General features: G+C 63.8%; 17 protein-coding genes. 12 read left to right on the forward strand and 5 right to left on the reverse strand.

Annotated features, from left to right (window positions below):
* The first annotated feature begins 172 nt into the window (after window positions 1-172).
* From AC1Q6C_RS21415 to AC1Q6C_RS21425, 3 genes are read left to right on the forward strand one after another with little or no spacing between them, the layout of a single operon-like run.
* Window positions 173-1,219: a DUF3152 domain-containing protein gene (locus AC1Q6C_RS21415; protein WP_492666817.1), complete on the forward strand. Its 1,047-nt coding sequence runs from the start codon at window positions 173-175 to the stop codon at window positions 1,217-1,219.
* 47 nt (window positions 1,220-1,266) lie between these two features.
* A complete protein-coding gene (gene moeZ / locus AC1Q6C_RS21420; RefSeq protein ID WP_003942292.1) occupies window positions 1,267-2,454 on the forward strand; it encodes an adenylyltransferase/sulfurtransferase MoeZ in 1,188 nt (395 codons plus the stop codon).
* Window positions 2,455-2,499: 45 nt separating this feature from the next.
* The gene (locus AC1Q6C_RS21425; protein ID WP_007731227.1) at window positions 2,500-3,354 is read left to right on the forward strand and encodes a TIGR02569 family protein; all 855 of its coding nucleotides are present in this window, start codon (window positions 2,500-2,502) and stop codon (window positions 3,352-3,354) included.
* Here AC1Q6C_RS21425 and AC1Q6C_RS21430 read toward each other — a convergent pair.
* Window positions 3,351-4,031 (reverse strand): FadR/GntR family transcriptional regulator, encoded by a 681-nt coding sequence (locus tag AC1Q6C_RS21430; RefSeq protein ID WP_003942319.1) that lies wholly within the window; start codon window positions 4,029-4,031, stop codon window positions 3,351-3,353. The genes AC1Q6C_RS21425 and AC1Q6C_RS21430 overlap by 4 nt on opposite strands.
* Window positions 4,032-4,124: 93 nt before the next feature.
* Here AC1Q6C_RS21430 and AC1Q6C_RS21435 point away from each other — a divergent pair, with 93 nt between their 5' ends.
* The 7 genes from AC1Q6C_RS21435 to AC1Q6C_RS21465 all read left to right on the forward strand — a co-directional run bounded on the left by AC1Q6C_RS21435 (window position 4,125) and on the right by AC1Q6C_RS21465 (window position 12,441).
* Window positions 4,125-5,387 carry an MFS transporter gene (locus AC1Q6C_RS21435; RefSeq protein WP_019747810.1) on the forward strand — a complete coding sequence of 421 codons (1,263 nt, stop codon included), beginning with the start codon at window positions 4,125-4,127 and terminating at the stop codon, window positions 5,385-5,387.
* A 113-nt stretch (window positions 5,388-5,500) separates the two neighbouring features.
* Window positions 5,501-6,901 carry an MFS transporter gene (locus AC1Q6C_RS21440; protein ID WP_085989607.1) on the forward strand — a complete coding sequence of 467 codons (1,401 nt, stop codon included), beginning with the start codon at window positions 5,501-5,503 and terminating at the stop codon, window positions 6,899-6,901.
* Window positions 6,902-6,950: 49 nt separating this feature from the next.
* The gene (nirB, locus tag AC1Q6C_RS21445; RefSeq protein ID WP_050654902.1) at window positions 6,951-9,452 is read left to right on the forward strand and encodes a nitrite reductase large subunit NirB; all 2,502 of its coding nucleotides are present in this window, start codon (window positions 6,951-6,953) and stop codon (window positions 9,450-9,452) included.
* A gap of 90 nt (window positions 9,453-9,542) precedes the next feature.
* The gene (gene nirD / locus AC1Q6C_RS21450; RefSeq protein WP_007731236.1) at window positions 9,543-9,956 is read left to right on the forward strand and encodes a nitrite reductase small subunit NirD; all 414 of its coding nucleotides are present in this window, start codon (window positions 9,543-9,545) and stop codon (window positions 9,954-9,956) included.
* Complete coding sequence (locus AC1Q6C_RS21455) at window positions 9,953-11,113, forward strand: uroporphyrinogen-III synthase (RefSeq protein WP_192712542.1); 1,161 nt, start codon at window positions 9,953-9,955, stop codon at window positions 11,111-11,113. The genes nirD and AC1Q6C_RS21455 overlap by 4 nt, the downstream gene beginning before the upstream one ends.
* Window positions 11,100-11,849, forward strand: coding sequence for a sirohydrochlorin chelatase (locus AC1Q6C_RS21460; protein ID WP_166502929.1), 750 nt, complete (start codon window positions 11,100-11,102; stop codon window positions 11,847-11,849). The genes AC1Q6C_RS21455 and AC1Q6C_RS21460 overlap by 14 nt, the downstream gene beginning before the upstream one ends.
* Window positions 11,794-12,441 carry a maleylpyruvate isomerase family mycothiol-dependent enzyme gene (locus AC1Q6C_RS21465; protein ID WP_192712541.1) on the forward strand — a complete coding sequence of 216 codons (648 nt, stop codon included), beginning with the start codon at window positions 11,794-11,796 and terminating at the stop codon, window positions 12,439-12,441. The genes AC1Q6C_RS21460 and AC1Q6C_RS21465 overlap by 56 nt, the downstream gene beginning before the upstream one ends.
* 35 nt (window positions 12,442-12,476) lie before the next feature.
* Here AC1Q6C_RS21465 and AC1Q6C_RS21470 read toward each other — a convergent pair whose 3' ends face one another.
* Window positions 12,477-13,244, reverse strand: coding sequence for an 8-oxoguanine DNA glycosylase OGG fold protein (locus AC1Q6C_RS21470; RefSeq protein WP_003942311.1), 768 nt, complete (start codon window positions 13,242-13,244; stop codon window positions 12,477-12,479).
* Window positions 13,245-13,333: 89 nt separating this feature from the next.
* Between AC1Q6C_RS21470 and AC1Q6C_RS21475 the strand changes: the two genes are divergently transcribed.
* Together AC1Q6C_RS21475 and AC1Q6C_RS21480 are read left to right on the forward strand one after the other, a co-directional pair.
* Window positions 13,334-13,912, forward strand: a complete 579-nt coding sequence (locus AC1Q6C_RS21475) for a hypothetical protein (RefSeq protein WP_166502052.1) — start codon at window positions 13,334-13,336, stop codon at window positions 13,910-13,912.
* Complete coding sequence (locus AC1Q6C_RS21480; protein WP_007731243.1) at window positions 13,909-14,253, forward strand: hypothetical protein; 345 nt, start codon at window positions 13,909-13,911, stop codon at window positions 14,251-14,253. Before AC1Q6C_RS21475 ends, AC1Q6C_RS21480 begins: the two co-directional genes overlap by 4 nt.
* A gap of 5 nt (window positions 14,254-14,258) precedes the next feature.
* Here the strand turns inward: AC1Q6C_RS21480 and AC1Q6C_RS21485 are convergent, their stop codons facing one another.
* From AC1Q6C_RS21485 to AC1Q6C_RS21495, 3 genes are read right to left on the reverse strand one after another with little or no spacing between them, the layout of a single operon-like run.
* The gene (locus AC1Q6C_RS21485) at window positions 14,259-16,004 is read right to left on the reverse strand and encodes an NTP transferase domain-containing protein (RefSeq protein WP_007731244.1); all 1,746 of its coding nucleotides are present in this window, start codon (window positions 16,002-16,004) and stop codon (window positions 14,259-14,261) included.
* A 50-nt stretch (window positions 16,005-16,054) separates the two neighbouring features.
* Window positions 16,055-16,351 (reverse strand): MGMT family protein, encoded by a 297-nt coding sequence (locus AC1Q6C_RS21490; RefSeq protein ID WP_003942322.1) that lies wholly within the window; start codon window positions 16,349-16,351, stop codon window positions 16,055-16,057.
* Between the two features lie 10 nt (window positions 16,352-16,361).
* Window positions 16,362-17,150 carry an alpha/beta hydrolase gene (locus tag AC1Q6C_RS21495; RefSeq protein ID WP_054187621.1) on the reverse strand — a complete coding sequence of 263 codons (789 nt, stop codon included), beginning with the start codon at window positions 17,148-17,150 and terminating at the stop codon, window positions 16,362-16,364.
* Between the last annotated feature and the right edge of the window lie 7 nt (window positions 17,151-17,157).

A 17,157-nucleotide genomic window follows, 5' to 3' on the forward strand; every position in this document is an offset into this window, starting at 1 on the left:
AGCGGTCTTTCTCGTTACAGGACGGGCTGCCATGACACGCCAGGACCAGCAAGTTTCGGTCAGCCCGGGCGAGCGACTTGCCGTGTGTGAGATTCTGGACGACGTGACTGACCCAGGGGGACCGCGCATGCGTGGACGAACTACGCAGAACCCTGAACGTGAGGAACGTCGAATGCGTAGCGGAACTGGAGCGCCTCGCGACGAACGTCGGCCGGAGGTGCCGGATGATCGTGCCTACGGCGAACGCGACTATCGCGGCATTTCCTCCCATCAGCCTTTGCGCGCCCAATGGGATCCGACCAAACGAGAAGTGGGCCGAACCCCGCGTAATCCGCGACCGGACCGGGCAGCGCGAAAGCAGAGCAAGCTCGGGCGCTTCGTCTCGACCTACGGTTGGCGGGCCTACGCGATTCCGGTTCTCGTGGTGCTCACCATTCTTGTGATCGTCGATGCGGTGCGGCCGGACGCCACAGACTCCGCGAGCGCGACGTCGGCCACCGCCGACCTCGCGCACAGCACTGACGGAACCGACGTCATCGGTGCCCCACCGGCCGGAGACGGAACTTTTGCTTCGTCGATACCGTCCGGTGCCCTTCCCGACGGTGGTCCGTTCACCGTCGCGGGGGGTGGAACGTGGCACGTCGTACCAGGTACGACGGGCAAGGTCGGACAGGGAACCGAACGCGAGTTCACGTACACGGTCGAGATCGAGGACGGCGTCGACACGACCGGCTTCGGCGGAGACGAATCGTACGGACGCATGGTCGACCAGACACTGGCCAATCCGAAGAGTTGGACCAACGATCCCAAGGTCGCGTTCCGGCGCGTCGACGCCGGCGAGCCGGACTTCCGGATCTCCTTGACCTCACAGATGACGATCCGCGAAGGCTGTGGATACGAAATCGAACTCGAAGGATCCTGCTACAACCCGAGCATGGACCGAGTCCTGCTCAACGAACCGCGATGGGTGCGAGGCGCCATTTCGTTCCAGGGCGACATCGGCTCGTATCGGCAGTATCAGATCAATCACGAGGTCGGCCATGCCATCGGATACGCCGCTCATCAGCCGTGCGAGACCGAAGGCGGACTCGCACCGATCATGATGCAGCAGACCTTCGGAACCGCGAACAACGACATCGCTAGGCTTGATCCCGAGGGCGTCGTTCCGATGAACGGACTCACGTGCCGCTTCAATCCGTGGCCGTACCCCCGAGCGTGACCGGATCGAGAATCCCTGATCTCGTCTTGAACTAGGAGTGTTTCGCGGTGTCTGCAACACCCGTCGTATTGCCACCACTGGTGGAGCCGGCAGCCGAGTTGAGCCGGGAGGAAGTTGCCCGATACAGCCGGCACCTGATCATCCCGAACGTAGGCATGACCGGTCAGAAGCGGCTCAAGAATGCACGAGTCCTGTTCATCGGCGCCGGTGGATTGGGTTCACCGGCACTGCTCTACCTCGCGGCCGCAGGAGTGGGCACCATCGGGATCGTCGAGTTCGACGAGGTCGACATGTCGAACCTGCAGCGTCAGGTGATTCACGGACGCTCCGACGTCGGACGCCCGAAGGCGCTCAGCGCGAAGGAGTCGATTCTCGAAATCAACGAGCACGTCGACGTCCGGTTGCACGAGTTCCGCCTGGACAACTCCAACGCGGTCGAACTGTTCTCCGAGTACGACCTGATCCTGGACGGTACGGACAACTTCGCGACGCGGTACCTCGTCAACGATGCTGCCGTCATCGCGGGAAAGCCGTACGTGTGGGGCTCGATCTACCGCTTCGAAGGGCAGGTCTCGGTCTTCTGGGAAGACGCCCCGGACGGCGCGGGACTGAACTATCGCGATCTTTACCCGGAGGCGCCGCCGCCAGGCATGGTCCCCTCGTGCGCCGAGGGTGGTGTGCTCGGAGTCCTGCCTGCGACCGTCGGTTCGATCATGGCGACCGAGGCGGTCAAGCTCATCACGGGGATCGGCGAACCGCTTCTCGGACGCCTGATGATCTACGACGCACTTGCGATGACGTTCCGGACGATCCGCCTTCAGCGTGATCCGACCCGCGTGCCGGTCACCGCCTTGATCGACTACGACGCGTTCTGCGGTGTCGTGTCCGAAGAGGCGAGTGCCGCTGCTGTCGGTTCGACGATCACGGCGCCCGAACTGGAGGCCATGATCGGCGAGGGACGGTCGATCGAGCTGGTCGACGTACGAGAACCGGTTGAATGGGACATCATGCATCTGCCGGGGGCCGTGCTGATCCCGAAGGACCGCATCCTGTCCGGTGAAGCTCTGGCGACGTTGCCGCAGAACAAGCAGATAGTGCTGTACTGCAAAACCGGCATTCGTTCCGCCGAGGCATTGGCATTTCTCAAGAACGCCGGTTTCTCCGACGCGGTCCACGTTCAAGGCGGCGCGATCGCCTGGGCGAACCAGGTGGATGCGAGTCTGCCGGTCTACTAGGCGCGCCTCGCGGGAGGCGGCGCCGCGCACCGGTAGCGTTGGGGTGTGAGCACAGGCCAACCTCCCCAGCACGTGTGCTCCACCTTCGGCCTCCGTGAAGTCGATCCCATCCCACTCGGTGCGGATTGGGACGGCGGGTGGCTGTGTGGAGACGTCGTCCTTTCAGCAGTCGCGGATCATGCCCGCGCAGCGTGGTCGGCGAAGGTGCGAGAGAACCTCGAAGTCGACGGCGTTCGGCTGGCTCGACCGGTGCGTTCGACCGACGGTCGTTACGTCGTCTCGGGCTGGCGTGCCGACACCTTCATCGTCGGATCGCCGGAACCACGTCACGACGAAGTGGTCTCGATGTCCTGCCGACTGCATGCGGCGACGGCCTCGCTCGAGCGCCCGCGCTTCCTTGCGCAACCGCCCGTGCCGCCGTGGGCCGAGGTCGACGTATTCGTCGCCGCTGATCGCGCGGCATGGGAAACGGTTCCGCTGAGGATCGCGAAGGGCGTCGAGCAACTCGAGACGCCCACTCCTGACGGTCGCAAGAGTCTGGAACTGATCGCCGGGCTCGCTACTTTGCGTAAGCCGGTGCAGAGCCCGGACCAGCTCGTGCACGGCGATCTGTTCGGGACAGTGCTGTTCTCGGGCAGTATGGCGCCCGGAATCACCGACATCACGCCGTATTGGCGGCCGGCTGCGTGGGCCGCCGCCGTCGCTGTGGTCGACGCGATCTCGTGGGGCGGTGCCGACGAGGCACTGGTCGGCCGGTGGGAAGATCTCCCCGAGTGGCCGCAGATGCTTCTACGTGCGGTGATGTTCCGCTTGGCGGTTCATGTTCTGCATCCTCGCTCGACGGCGGACGCGTTCCCGGGGTTGGCCCGTACGTCCGACATCGTGCGCTTGCTGCTCTAGATCGGGGCGCCGGTACCGAAGTCCGAGACCAGGCCCTCGAACAGCTCGCGTGCGGCGTTCGAGGCGGCCACGGTGTTCCCGTCGACGACAGCGTTGACGAGGTTCGCGTGCTGCGAGTGGAATCCTTCGCCGGTTGCATCGATGTGCTGTTGGATCGTGGTCTCGATGACCGGGAGCAGGGAGTCGTAGAACTCCAGGTAGACCTCGTTGTGGCTGGCCGCGACGATTGCTCGGTGCAGGGCGACGTCCGCGGTGGTGGCAGCGTCGACGTCCTGACCCTCCCATGACGCGGTGCGAAGCTCGAGTAGCCGCGTCAGTTCGGCGATGTCGTCTTCGGTTCGCCGTGCGGCGGCGAGGGTGGCTGCAGTGATGTCGAGTGCGCGCCGAAGTTCGAGTACATCCCGCTGGTGGGCACCGGCAAAGTAGTTGCCGAGAGTGCCACCGAGGTCGGAGACAGCAACGACGTAGGTGCCCGATCCCTGACGACGTTCCAGCATTCCGGCGTGTACGAGCGCCTGGACCGCCTCGCGCACGGTATTGCGACCGGTCCCGGTCAGCTCCGACAGTTCCGGTTCGGTGGGGATTTTGGAACCGATCGGCCAGGTTCCGCTCCGGATCTCGTTGCGGAGTTGTTCGGTGACCTGCGAGATGAGACTTGCGCGTCGAACGGGTTGCACGTGGTTGTTTCCTCGGGTCCGGGTAAGTGGTGTGAATGTGACGTTAGATTACCGCGCTTGTGCGAGTTCATCCGGTCATCCTATGATTTGCCGGTGACTGCTCAACTGGAGAGAACCGAAACCCGCTCGTTGATACAAGGCCGTGTGCTCGTCTTCGCTGCGATTGCGATGTCTGCGCTCGTACTTCGACTTGCGGTGACCTCGTTCTCGCCTTTGGCGGCCGAGATTCGCGACGAGATCGGCTTCTCCGCCTCGATCGTCGGTGTCTTCGGCATGGTTCCGACCGCAATGTTCGCCATCTTCGGTCTCATCACTCCCGCCATCGCGAAACGTATCGGGCTCGAGCGAACGGCCCTCGTCGCGATGCTCATGGCCGGCGTCGGAATGTTGTTGCGCGCCATGATGTCTCAGACATGGTCGTTGCTGGCCCTCTCGGCTCTGGCACTGGCAGGCATGGGAATCGGCAATGTCGTGATCCCGCCGTTGGTCAAGCGGTACTTCTCGGATCGCCTCGCCACCATGAGTTCGGTCTACATCGTGGCCGTGCAGATCGGCACCATCGTTCCGGCGTTCGTCGCAGTCCCGGTCGCCGACGCCTTCGGGTGGCGGTTCTCGATCGGCTGGTGGTCCGCCTTCGGCTTCGCCGCAGCAGTGCCGTGGTTGATCACCCTCGCTCGCTCGCGCAAGGCTCGCGCGAACGAAGCCGGGTCCGTCGAGAATGCATCGGATTCGGTTGCGGCAGTGGCAGAACAGCCACGCGGTCAGGTCTGGCGTTCTCCCGTGGCCTGGGGGATGGCCGGCATGTTCGGCATGACCTCACTGATCACGTATTCGATGTTCACGTGGATTCCCTCGATCCTTCGTGACGCCGGAGCCAGTGACGCCTTCGGCGGAACGATGGTCGGAATGTTCTCGGTGATCGGGCTCGTCGCAGCTTTCGGTGCACCGACGCTGTGCGCCCGCATGGCCAATCCCTTCCCTGTCGTGATCGCGTGTGCCGTCTGCTACCTGGTCGGCATGGGCGGGCTGTACTTTGCCCCGATGGCGGCGCCGGTCGTGTGGGTTGTCGTCCTGGGCCTCGGTCCGAGCACGTTCCCGATGTCGCTCACACTGATCAACCTGCGTACTCGTTCGCACATCGGTTCCTCGGCACTGTCCGGCTTCACCCAGGGCATCGGCTACTCCGTTGCCTGCCTCGGTCCGCTCCTGTTCGGCGTTTTCCACGACGTGTCCGGTGGATACGCTGCGCCGTTCGGCCTGCTCGTCGTCGCTGTGATCGTGGTGCTCCTGGGCGCCTACCAGGCATGCAAGCCTCGGATGCTCGAGGATTCCTGGCACGCACCTGCGAAAAACTAGCTCACACCCGGTCTTGTTACCGGGTGAGGATCAATTGACTTCGCGGTCATCGCACGCAGCACCGGCGCAATAACCATTTTCTACCTTTGGGTCTCCAACATATTCAGGAGGCCCTGGTGAGTCATTACATCGAGCATTGGGATGCAGAGGACGTCGACGCCTGGGAATCCGGCGGCAAGGACATCGCGAAGCGGAACCTGATCTGGTCAGTGGTAGCCGAACACGTCGGCTTCTCGATCTGGTCGATCTGGTCCGTGATGGTGTTGTTCATGCCGACGGATATCTACGGCATCGACGCGGCCGGAAAGTTCTTCCTCGTCGCAGTGCCCACACTTGTCGGGTCGGTCCTCCGCATTCCCTACACGGTTGCCACCGCACGGTTCGGCGGTCGTAACTGGACCGTCATGAGTGCGCTGTTCCTCTTCGTGCCAACACTTCTCACGCTCTACCTGATGATGAACCCGGGTGCGTCGTACACCACGTTCATGTTGGTAGCGGCCACTGCAGGTATCGGCGGCGGCAACTTCGCGTCGTCGATGACCAACATCAATGCCTTCTACCCGCAACGCCTCAAGGGGTGGGCGCTCGGTCTCAATGCCGGCGGCGGCAACATCGGTGTGCCGATGATTCAGCTGATCGGTCTGCTGGTGATCGCCACCGTCGGTAACCGCGCTCCGTGGATCGTCTGCGCCGTCTATCTCGTGTTCATTGCGGCCGCCGCCGTCGGTGCCGCGCTGTTCATGGACAACCTGGGCAACCAGAAGTCGGACCTGCGCTCCATGGCCAAGGCACTCAAGTTCTCCGAGTCGTGGGTGATCAGCTTCCTGTACATCGGTACGTTCGGTTCCTTCATCGGATTCAGCTTCGCCTTCGGTCAGGTTCTGCAGATCAACTTCCTCGCCGGCGGTGCCACTCCGGCCGCGGCGGCGCTGCATGCAGCACAGATCGCCTTCATCGGACCACTCCTCGGTTCGATCGCCCGGCCGCTCGGTGGCAAACTGGCCGACCGCATCGGCGGCGGCAAGATCACCATGTGGACGTTTGTCGCCATGGCATTCGCGGCATCGATACTCGTGACGGCCGGAACGATGGACGACAACACCGCGGGCGTCGCCAGCGCCGGAATCATGGTGACATTCGTTCTCGGCTTCATCGCCCTGTTCCTGCTCTCGGGCATCGGAAACGGATCCGTCTACAAGATGATCCCGGCGATCTTCGAGGCGAAGGCCCAGAGCTTCGACCACATGGATCGAAGCGAGAAGGCAACGTGGTCGCGCAGTATCTCCGGCGCTCTCATCGGATTTGCCGGTGCGGTAGGCGGTTTGGGCGGCGTCGGCATCAACCTGGTGCTGCGCGCGTCGTACAGCAGCCCCGCGAAGTCGGCGACCATGGCCTTCTGGGTGTTCCTGGCCTTCTACATCGCCTGCATCGCAGTCACCTGGTTCGTCTTCCTGCGCAAGCCGTCGACGCTGACCACAGACGTCGACGAGGCGAAGGTCGCAGTCACGGCGTGAGCGGTCCGCAGAATCTCAGAACTATCTCGTACCTCAGGAAGTAGGCGTCATGAGCAAGTCGGTTGTTGTCATCGGACACGGAATGGTCGGACACCGATTCGTCGAGGCACTGCGTTCGCGCGACGAAGCGAACAACTGGTCGGTGACCGTACTCTGCGACGAGCAGTACGCAGCGTACGACCGAGTCGGGCTGTCCTCGTACGTCGGAGCGTGGGACCCCAAGGAATTGGCACTGGCCGGCAACGATTACGACGGCGACAGCCTGGTCGACCTCCGTGTGGGGGAAGGCGCGCTCTCGATCGACAAAGATGCACGCACGGTCACGACGACAACCGGCGAGACGATCTCCTACGACGCTCTGGTGATGGCGACCGGTTCGTATCCGTTCGTGCCACCCGTGCCGGGGCACGAGGGCGACGGATGTTTTGTCTACCGCACCCTCGACGACCTCGACGGTATCCGGGCCGCCGCCGAGAAGGCTGGTCCTGGCGCTGTCGGCGTCGTGGTGGGCGGTGGTTTGCTTGGACTCGAGGCCGCAAATGCTCTCTCGCTCATGGGAATGACGGCACACGTCGTCGAACACAATGCGCGATTGATGCCGATGCAGGTCGACGAGGGTGGTGGCGCACTGCTCGCTCGCCTCGTCACCGAACTCGGGCTCACTGTCCACACCGGTGTCGGGACGGCGGGAATTTCGCAGGCCGACAATGGAATCGTGGTCGAACTCTCCGACGGCTCCACCATCGACGCGTCGCTGCTCGTCTTCTCCGCCGGAGTACGTCCGCGTGATCAGCTGGCCCGCGACGCCGGCATCGCAGTGGGGGAGCGCGGTGGCATTCTGACCGACCTCGGCTGCGTGACGTCGGACGAGAACATCTATGCCGTCGGCGAATGTGCTGCGGTGGAAGGCCGTTGCTACGGTCTGGTCGCTCCCGGTTACACGACGGCCGAGATCGTGGCCGATCGTCTGCTCGGCGGCGCCGCGGATTTCCCGGGCGCGGACATGTCCACCAAGCTCAAGCTCATGGGCGTCGACGTCGCCAGTTTCGGTGACGCGATGGCGACCTCACCGGGCGCCCTCGAAGTCGTCCTCAGCGACGCGTCCAAGGGGACGTACGCAAAGCTCGTGGTCTCCGACGACGCGAAGATCCTGCTCGGCGGCATTCTTGTCGGTGACGCATCGGCCTACGCGTCGCTGCGCCCGCTGGTCGGTCGCGAACTACCCGGTGACCCGGCGACATTGATCTCGCCTGCGGGGGAGAAGCCGGGTGCAGGCTCGCTGCCCGACGACGCCGAGGTGTGCTCGTGCAACGCCGTGACGAAGGGAGCCATCTGCGGTGCAATCGCAGCCGGCGCATGCGACATCGCTTCGGTGAAGGCGTGCACCAGCGCCGGAACCACTTGTGGCGGTTGCCTTCCCACCGTGAAGCAGCTGCTGGCCGATTCCGGCGTCGTGATGTCGAAGGCACTGTGCGAACATTTCGCGCAGTCGCGGGCCGAGTTGTTCCAGATCGTCCAGTCGACGCAGACCAGAACCTTCTCGGCGCTGATCGCCAAGTACGGCAAGGGCGCCGGTTGCGACATCTGCAAGCCCGTAGTCGCTTCGATTCTGGCATCGACGGACTCCGATCACATCCTGCACCGCCAGCAGGCGTCGTTGCAGGACACCAACGATCACTTCCTCGCGAACATCCAGAAGAACGGTACGTACTCCGTGGTACCTCGGATGCCTGGCGGCGAGGTCACGGGTGAGCAACTCATCGTCATCGGAGAAGTGGCGCGAGACTTCGGCTTGTACACGAAGGTGACCGGCGGTCAGCGCATCGACTTGTTCGGTGCCCGCGTCGAACAGTTGCCCGCGATCTGGAAGCGCCTCGTCGACGCCGGGATGGAATCGGGTCAGGCGTACGGCAAGTCCCTCCGGACGGTCAAGAGTTGCGTCGGTTCGAGTTGGTGCCGCTACGGTGTCCAGGATTCGGTGGGTATGGCCGTCGACCTCGAGAATCGCTACCGCGGTCTGCGTTCGCCGCACAAGATCAAGTTCGGCGTCTCGGGTTGCGCCCGTGAATGTGCCGAAGCGCGAGGCAAGGACGTCGGCGTCATCGCGACGGAGAACGGTTGGAATCTGTATGTGGGCGGTAACGGCGGACAGTCGCCCAAACACGCTCAGTTGCTTGCCGGAGGCCTCGACGACGCGACCTTGGTCAAGTACATCGACCGCTACCTCATGTTCTACATCCGTACTGCCGATCGCCTCCAGCGCACGGCGCCGTGGGTCGAATCACTCGAAGGCGGACTCGATCACCTCAAGGCCGTGATTTGTGAAGACAGCCTGGGTATCGGCGAGGAACTCGAGGCACTGATGGCCAAGCACGTCGAGGGTTACCAGGACGAATGGGCCGGTGTGCTGGGTGATCCGGAGAAATTGTCGAGGTTCGTCTCGTTCGTCAACGCACCGGAAGAAGCCGACCCGACGGTTGTGTTCGACGAGACCGGAGTGCGCAAGGTTCCGGTCCTGATGGGCATGCCGAGCATCCCCACGCGCCGGTAATAGTCGCGTAACCCGTGGGAAACACGGGATCCGTAGAAACGTAGACAAGAACCCGCGCGACGTTGTCGCCGGATCGACAGGAGGACTTCGATGAGTGTCATCGATGCGCAGATCGCCAAGCTGGATTCGGATCGACTCGAATGGACGTCGGCCTGCCCGCTGAGCCATCTGATCCCTGGACGCGGAGTTGCCGTGCTTCTTCGCGGCGGCGAGCAGGTGGCACTGTTCCTACTCGAGGACGGCACACTCCGGGCTGTCAGCAACTTCGATCCGTACGGCCGCGCCGCGGTGATGTCTCGCGGACTCGTCGGCGACCGGGACGGTGAACCGATCGTGGTCTCGCCACTGCTCAAGCAGGCGTTCTCGCTGGTCGACGGCCGGGCGCTGGACGACTTGTCGGTTGCGCTGCCGGTGTACGGCGTTCGCGTGTGGGCTGGAGTCGTTCAGGTACACAGCTTGCAGATGCAGGGCGTTCGCTCGACTGTCTCCGATGCAGTCTCGTGAGTGACGACATGCCGTTGGCTGGATTCACGGTAGGTATCACTGCTTCGCGCCGCGCCGAGGAGTTCGCGACCTTGCTGACTCGTCGGGGAGCGGATGTCGTTCACGCTCCGGCGATTCGAATCATTCCGTTGGCCGACGACCGTGAGCTCGAAAGGGTGACACAGCAGATCATCTCGGATCCTCCCGAGGTGGTTGTCGCCACCACCGGGATCGGATTCCGGGGTTGGCTGGAAGCCGCCGACGGATGGGGCGAAGCCGAAAGTCTCGGTTCTGCGCTCGGTTCGGCTCGTCTACTCGCGCGAGGACCGAAGGCCAAGGGAGCAATCCGCGCGGCCGACCTTCGTGAGGAATGGTCACCGGCATCCGAGTCTTCCGCCGAGGTGCTCGAACATCTTCTGGCAGAAGGTGTCTCGGGAAAGCGGATCGCTGTACAACTGCATGGTGCGACCACCGAGTGGGAGCCGATTCCCGACTTCTGTCAGGTGTTGCGCGAGGCCGGCGCCGAGGTCATCGCGGTGCCCGTCTATCGATGGGAACCGCCGGAGGATCCGACGCTGCTCGACCGGATGATCGACGCCATAGTGTCAGCCGGAATCGACGCCGTCAGTTTCACCAGTGCACCGGCCGTAGCCTCGATGTTGATGCGAGCCGACAAGACCGGGGATCTCGGCGACATTCTCGACGCGATGCGGGGTCCGGTGGCGGCAATGTGCGTCGGCCCGGTCACCTCGGCGCCGCTCGAAGCCTTGAATGTACCGACCACAGCCCCGGCGCGGGCACGTCTGGGCGCGCTCGCGAGACACATCGTCGACGAACTCCCGCAGCGAGCCAACAAGATTCAAGCCGGCGAACACGAAATCAGCATTCGCGGCGGTTGCGTAGTCGTGGACGGTGAAGTGAAGCAATTGCCGCCGGCTGCGATGTCGTTGATCCGCACTCTCGGTGCGAGTCCCGGTCGAGTCGTCTCCCGCGACGAACTTCTGGCTTCTCTTCCCGGCGGCGGCGGGGACACCCACGCCGTCGAGACCGCCGTCGCCCGATTGCGCGCGTGCCTCGGCGCGCCCAAAGCCGTTCAGACGGTGGTCAAGCGGGGCTATCGACTTGCCCTCGACCCCGGCGACTACGTACAGAATCCCGGTGACTATGCAACGCGATGACGATGTCCTCGTCCTGGTAGCTCATGGCACGCGTAGTGCACGTGGCGTGGAAATGGTTGCCGCACTGGCCGACGCCGTCGGCACGCGCGTCGGACGCACGCGCGTTGCCTTTGTCGATGTGCTCGGTCCGTCACCTTCGGAAGTCCTCCGGGACACTCCGGGGCGAGCGATTCTCGTACCGGCGTTCCTGGCGTCCGGCTACCACGTTCACACCGATGTTCGACGCGAAGTGACGCTCAGTGAGCACTCGGCTGTGAGTGTGACGCCCGCACTCGGACCCGATCCGGCGCTTGCACGCGTGTTGCTTCGGCGCTTGACCGAAGCGGGGTGGAATCCGGGTGACGCGACAGTGCTTGCTGCCGCCGGGTCGTCCGATGCGCGGGCGCTGCGAGACGTCGAGCGTGCTGCGCTGATGCTTGCCGAGGCGGCGGGGACTCGTGTCGACATCGGGTACATCGCGACCGGGGAGCCGAAGGTAGCCGATGTTGTTGCAGCAGCACGCGTTCGCGGCGCGAAGCGAGTTTTTGTCGCCTCGTACCTCCTCGCGCACGGGCTGTTCCACGAAAGGTTGCACGCTGCAGGAGCCGATGGTGTGACCGAACCGCTCGGCGTCGATCCGGGAGTGGTGGACCTTGTCGTGAATCGGTATGAGAGTGCGCGAAGGGAACTAGTATCGCTGCATGACGTCTCACTCCGTAACGCCGACGTATGCCGACCTGGTCGCAGCAGTTCGTGAATCCGACGTCAAGGCACAGGCTCTCATCGGTGCACTGACCGAAGAGCAGGCGCGGGAGCCCTCCGGGCTCCTCGGGTGGAGTCGGGGACACGTCGTGACGCACATGTCGCGCAACGCCGACGCGCTGGGCAGATTTGTTGCCGGCGTGCAGGGCGGCGAATCGGGGGAGATGTATCCAGGGGGGCCGGATGCGCGCAATGCTGCAATCGAAGAGGGCGCAGATCGCCCGGCTGAATTGTTGGCCCTCGACTACCGCTTCTCGGGAACGAGGCTGGTCGACGCGTTGTGCGAGATCCCGACAGATCGACTGGACACACCGGTGCCGTGGCGCAAACCTGTGACGGCATTCGATCTACCGATCCTGCGCTGGAACGAGATCGAGATTCACCTGATGGACCTCGACATCGGTTACACCTGCCACGACTGGCCTGCCGAGTTCGTGGAATTCACTCTCGCCAGCCAGTTGGGCGCACTCGAGACGGCGGTCCCGGGTGTACGAGTGCCGTCGCTGTCCGACGCGGAGACCTTGGCCTGGTTGGTCGGGAGGCCGACGAGGGTGGGGCTGCCGACTCTCCCTGCCTGGCCGTTCTGAGATGCAGCCGTTCTGAGATGCAGCCGTTCTGAGAGTTAGAACAGGGTGGGGGCGCTCACGTCGTTGCGTGCTTGGGCCAATCGCGCACTCCACCTTTTCACCAACCACATCTCGACGATCTCGGGTTGGGTGCCGGCGGCATAGGCCCAGCTGTCGAGAAGTTCGCAGTACCGGCGGTAGCGACGCGTCGTGAAGCCGGTGACGGAAGGATCCTCGAGCCAGCCCTCGTGGATGAGCGTCGAGACTCCGTACTGGTCGATCATCTGAGCGCGTCGGCCTTCGTCCTGTACGCCCACTGCCCACATGAAAGCGGCCATCAGCGATACCCCGACACCGGGGGTGAGTGGCCACCCGGACCAGGTGTCGCGCCGGACGACGGGCATCGACTTGTTTTTCGAGCAGTGATCGAGAATGGCTGTGATCTGGGTCAGCGGATCCTCGTCCTCGCGGTGATGGGGATTGAAGACGTTGGGGAACCGCCGTGTGAACCGTCGGCTCTCGTGCGAGCCCTGCCAGGCCGCGCAGAGAAACAGTAGTCCGAGGCCGTCGTGCTGGGCGACAACGAGATCGCTCGACGGGCGAAGGTCGTTGCGTTGAACGATGGCTCGACCTTCGGTGATCACTTTGCCGTCGAGATCACGCCCGCGCAGGCTGATGGTGTGGCCGGCGTCCTTCAGGTGTGCGTTCCACCAATCCAGGTCGACGGTGGCTTCGTCGTCGAGGACGTGCAGTGGAAAGGTGCGGGAGCGGCACCACTCGACCAATGCGTCCGGCGGTTCGAATCCTTCGTCGACACGATTCATGGCGCGATGATCCCACGAGTCGCCGACAGTAATTCGTGCGACGCGCAGTCCACCGGGATGGAACCGGACACTCGCGGTACGCTCCGCTCATGAAATTCGCGTCCTCGCAGGTGCGGTCGGCGCTGTGGACGGTAGCCATCGCTTTGGCGGCCACGAGTCTGAGCGGATGTATCGGTGCCGTTGATCGGATGGATTTCGACAATCAGATGCGCGAACGTGGCGGTGGGATGACGTCGGAGTTGGTGCGAGGCGGGTTCGACAGCCTCGCACATAGATACGGCGTCGACGCGGTATCGGTGACCAGCATCGACATCAGCCCGATCGAGACGCTCGGAGTCACCGTTCGAGACCCCGGGAAGCCGACCCAGCTCGACAGATTCTCTTTCGACGGAGTCATTCTCGGCGAGCCGAGCCCCGTGCAAGTCAGTGTCACCGACGATCTCGATGCACGATCGTTCACGCTGGATCAAGTGCCGGCATTGACGAACCTCGAGAAGTTGGTCGACGACGCGCTGGAGAACAGCGGTGTCGACGACGGCGAAGTCACCGGGATCTCGGTCAGTCGCACCGAGTCGATTCGCGCATCCGTGATGGTGGAATCTCCACGCTCGCGGGCGCTGGTGGTCTTCGAGCCTGACGGAACTCCCTTCCTGGTGCACCCGCTGTGAGCCGCCGTATCGCTCCGTTGCTGATCTCCGTAGTGGTGATCGTGGTCGTGGGAATCTTTGCTGCACTACTGTCTTCGGTGATCTGGCCAGGACAGGTCGCTCATTTGGCGCCGATTTTCTGTGAAGCTCCCACATCGAGCGCGATGGTCGTCTCGGATACCTTTTCCGACGGCGACGGTACGTCCACCAATTTCACGCTGTATTGCGTCGGACCGCGCGGTCAGACCGTTGATGCCGGGTGGCTGCTGCCGTTCTTGGTGCTGTGGGGCGTGTATTCGCTGGTGCTTGCGATAGTGGTCGGCGTGGTCGGGGTCAACCGGCGTAGGCGCCCAAACGACTGACCCGATCAGCGTGGGAGGACAACCACTTCGGCGACGGCATCGTCTTCCGCGTGTGGCGGAACGAGTGCAAACGCGGAGCGCCCGATCAACCCCGCCAGGTGTGCGGTACGTACAGACGGTTCGGCGCGCCAGCGACCGTCGGCGGATTGTGTGACCGGCAGTAGGCGTACCGCATCGGAAGTCACCGCTGCGGCGTTCTCGATGATGCCGAGCAGTCGCGGTGGTGTGTCGCTTCCCGTCAAGGCGGCCACGACGGTGGGCAGCATCGTCAACAGGGTGGTCACTGCGGCGTACGGGTTGCCGGGGAGGCCGAGAACCACCCGACCACTGGGCAGGACAGCCGTTATCTGAGATCCGCCCGGGCGCGAGGCGACTCGCCCGACAATCGTGCGAGCGCCGAGTCGATCGAGCGCACTGCGCATTTCGTCGGCAGCGCCGCCGCCCGTGGCACCAATGACAACAAGCAGGTCCTGTTCAGTCGCATCCGCCAGTACACGCTCGAAACTGTCGGCCGTGTCCCTCAGGTGCGAATCCGCCACGCACCGTACGCCGTTGCTTTCCAGTAGGTAGGGGAGAATCCCACCGACGGAGTCGCGGGTCTGACCTTCACGCAGTGGACCGGTCCGCCGGATCTCGTCGCCGGTGACTGTCACGCGTGCCCGTACCGGACCACGGACGAGGGCGTCGAACACTTCACCGCTGGCAGCTGCGGAGACCACCGCCGGAGTCACCGCGGTACCAGTCGGGGCGATCGTGAATCCGGTGGTCCAATCTTCCCCTCGTGGTCGAGCGTCGTTGCGGTGCGGCGCATCCGGCAGTCTCCGTACCATCCGAGATGGCTCGTCGACGGACAGATACTCGTCACGAATCACCGAGGTGGCGCCGAGGGGCAGGTGTGCTCCCGTGGCAATGCGAATCGCTTCGCCTTCACCGAGTTCGAGTTGCCCGTCGGCGCCCGCGATACGGATCTCGGTGCGGATTCGCCAGGGACCCTCGCCGGAGACGGCGTACCCGTCCATCGCCGAGACATCGGATCGAGGAAGATCACCCAGGGCGACGAGAGGCTGCGCGAGCGTTGCTCCGAGACTGTCGGCGAGGGCGGCCCGGTGTGGTGACAATGCTGTCAGTGAGTTCCTGACGGCGGCGCGGGCTTGCTCGATCGTCAGGCGCGGATGGTTTCGCGCGCGGTCGATGTCCGCCGGTGTGTCGCAGTCAGTGGTGCCAGTGACACGCAGCGTCGAGAACGGTTCGGTGACAATCGCTTTCATAGGTTGATTCTCCAACCCCGAACTCTCCCGCAATGTGGACAGGCGTTGCCGGAGCTCGCGAAATGTCCACGCGGAGAGCAGGAATTGGGTTCGGTTGTTCTCGTCCACGGCACACGTCACCGGACTGTCCGTCGACGTGGCAGCTATCAAAGCGTCGACTGATACGGCCTCGATGTGCGGCAGATCGGACGCCAGGACCACCACCACGGCGTCGTCGGGTAACCGGGTCGCAGACAATCCGGCCCAGATCGCCTCGACAGGGCCGGCTCCGGCCGGAGTTTCCTGAGTTTGAGTGATGCCAGGATCAAGTTCAGGGCGATGTGGACCGACCACGACGACGGCGTCCAGATGCGCCGTCGCTGAAAGCGCGATGTCGAGGAGCCTGCGGCCGTGAACGAGCAGGCCGGGTTTGTCGACACCACCCATTCGGGTCCCGCGACCACCCGCCAGAATGAGGGCGGCGGTCGGCGGCGTGACGGTCATACCTCCATGCTGCCCCATCGCCCGCGTCACGACGACCGGTGACACGTGAATCAGAAGTGATACCGAGCCTTCTTCAGGTCGATCCGACCGTCCTTGATCGGCACGCCTTCGAGTTCGAGCTTGGCGATCTGACGATGAGCCAGGTGCGCCGACGGTTTGCCGGAGGCGCCGAGAACCCGATGCCACGGCAGGTCGGCAGAGTCCGTTCGCATGATCCAACCGACCGTGCGAGCACTGGAAAGTCCTGCAGCATCAGCGATATCGCCGTACGTCGCCACGAAACCGGCCGGAATCGACGCGATGAGGCGCCGTACCTCTTCGATCTGCTCTTCGGTGGTGGCTGCCATGTCGGTTCCTTCAGAGCATGCTGCGAACGAGGGCGGCGACTTCGTCGGCCCGCACGTGCGGGACCATGTGGTCACAGTCGAATTCGACACCGGTCAGATTTTCACCGAGGTGCTCGGTGAGCGCTGCCCGGAACTCGTCGGTGACGTACGGCGGTTGGACCTTCATCGCCTGAACCAGCACGGTGGGCATCGACGACGGGGGCAGCACGATCGGGCGAGCGAGTTCGCCCCACCCGGTCACGATCGCGGGCGTGGACAGGCGCCAGTTGACGCGTCCGTTGTCCAGTTCGATCAGGTGTTCCGCCATCTCGACGTCGAGGTCCTGTGTGGGAACCTCACCCCACGAGCCGTGAATCTTCTCGGAGTAGGCCTCTGCCGCATCGGTGTAATCCGGTGAGCCGATTGTGAGTTCGGCCACTTCCTGCATGAAAGTCGGATCCAACCCGATCGCCGGGTCGAGCAGGACGAGCCCACGAATGCGTTCCGGTGCGGTGGCCGCGAGGTGCAGCGCCAGCATTCCGCCGAAAGAATGCGCGACGATCACCACCGGTCCGGTGGCATGTTCGTCGAGCGTCTCCAGCAGGCTCGCCACGTGGGATTCGATGTTCCACGGAGGAGCCCAGGTGGAACGCCCGTGACCGCGTAGATCCGGCGAGATCCAGCGCGCTTCGGGCAGTTGGTTCTCGGCCATCGACTGCCAACGTCGGCCGTGACCGGTCAGACCGTGCAGCGAAAGGATCTCCGGTGCCCCGACGGGTCCGTAGAGATACGTATGGAGTGCAGACACGAGGTCAATCATGCCGGAT

The sequence above is a fragment of the Rhodococcus sp. MT28 genome (assembly GCF_058792695.1).

Coding starts and splice junctions, on each gene's coding strand:
- AC1Q6C_RS21415 (WP_492666817.1), top strand. CDS start 173: ATGCGTAGCGGAACTGGAGCGCCTCGCGACGAACGTCGGCCGGAGGTG.
- nirB (WP_050654902.1), top strand. CDS start 6,951: ATGAGCAAGTCGGTTGTTGTCATCGGACACGGAATGGTCGGACACCGA.
- nirD (WP_007731236.1), top strand. CDS start 9,543: ATGAGTGTCATCGATGCGCAGATCGCCAAGCTGGATTCGGATCGACTC.
- AC1Q6C_RS21460 (WP_166502929.1), top strand. CDS start 11,100: ATGCAACGCGATGACGATGTCCTCGTCCTGGTAGCTCATGGCACGCGT.
- AC1Q6C_RS21465 (WP_192712541.1), top strand. CDS start 11,794: ATGACGTCTCACTCCGTAACGCCGACGTATGCCGACCTGGTCGCAGCA.
- AC1Q6C_RS21470 (WP_003942311.1), bottom strand. CDS start 13,244: ATGAATCGTGTCGACGAAGGATTCGAACCGCCGGACGCATTGGTCGAG.
- AC1Q6C_RS21475 (WP_166502052.1), top strand. CDS start 13,334: ATGAAATTCGCGTCCTCGCAGGTGCGGTCGGCGCTGTGGACGGTAGCC.
- AC1Q6C_RS21485 (WP_007731244.1), bottom strand. CDS start 16,004: ATGACCGTCACGCCGCCGACCGCCGCCCTCATTCTGGCGGGTGGTCGC.
- AC1Q6C_RS21490 (WP_003942322.1), bottom strand. CDS start 16,351: ATGGCAGCCACCACCGAAGAGCAGATCGAAGAGGTACGGCGCCTCATC.
- AC1Q6C_RS21495 (WP_054187621.1), bottom strand. CDS start 17,150: ATGATTGACCTCGTGTCTGCACTCCATACGTATCTCTACGGACCCGTC.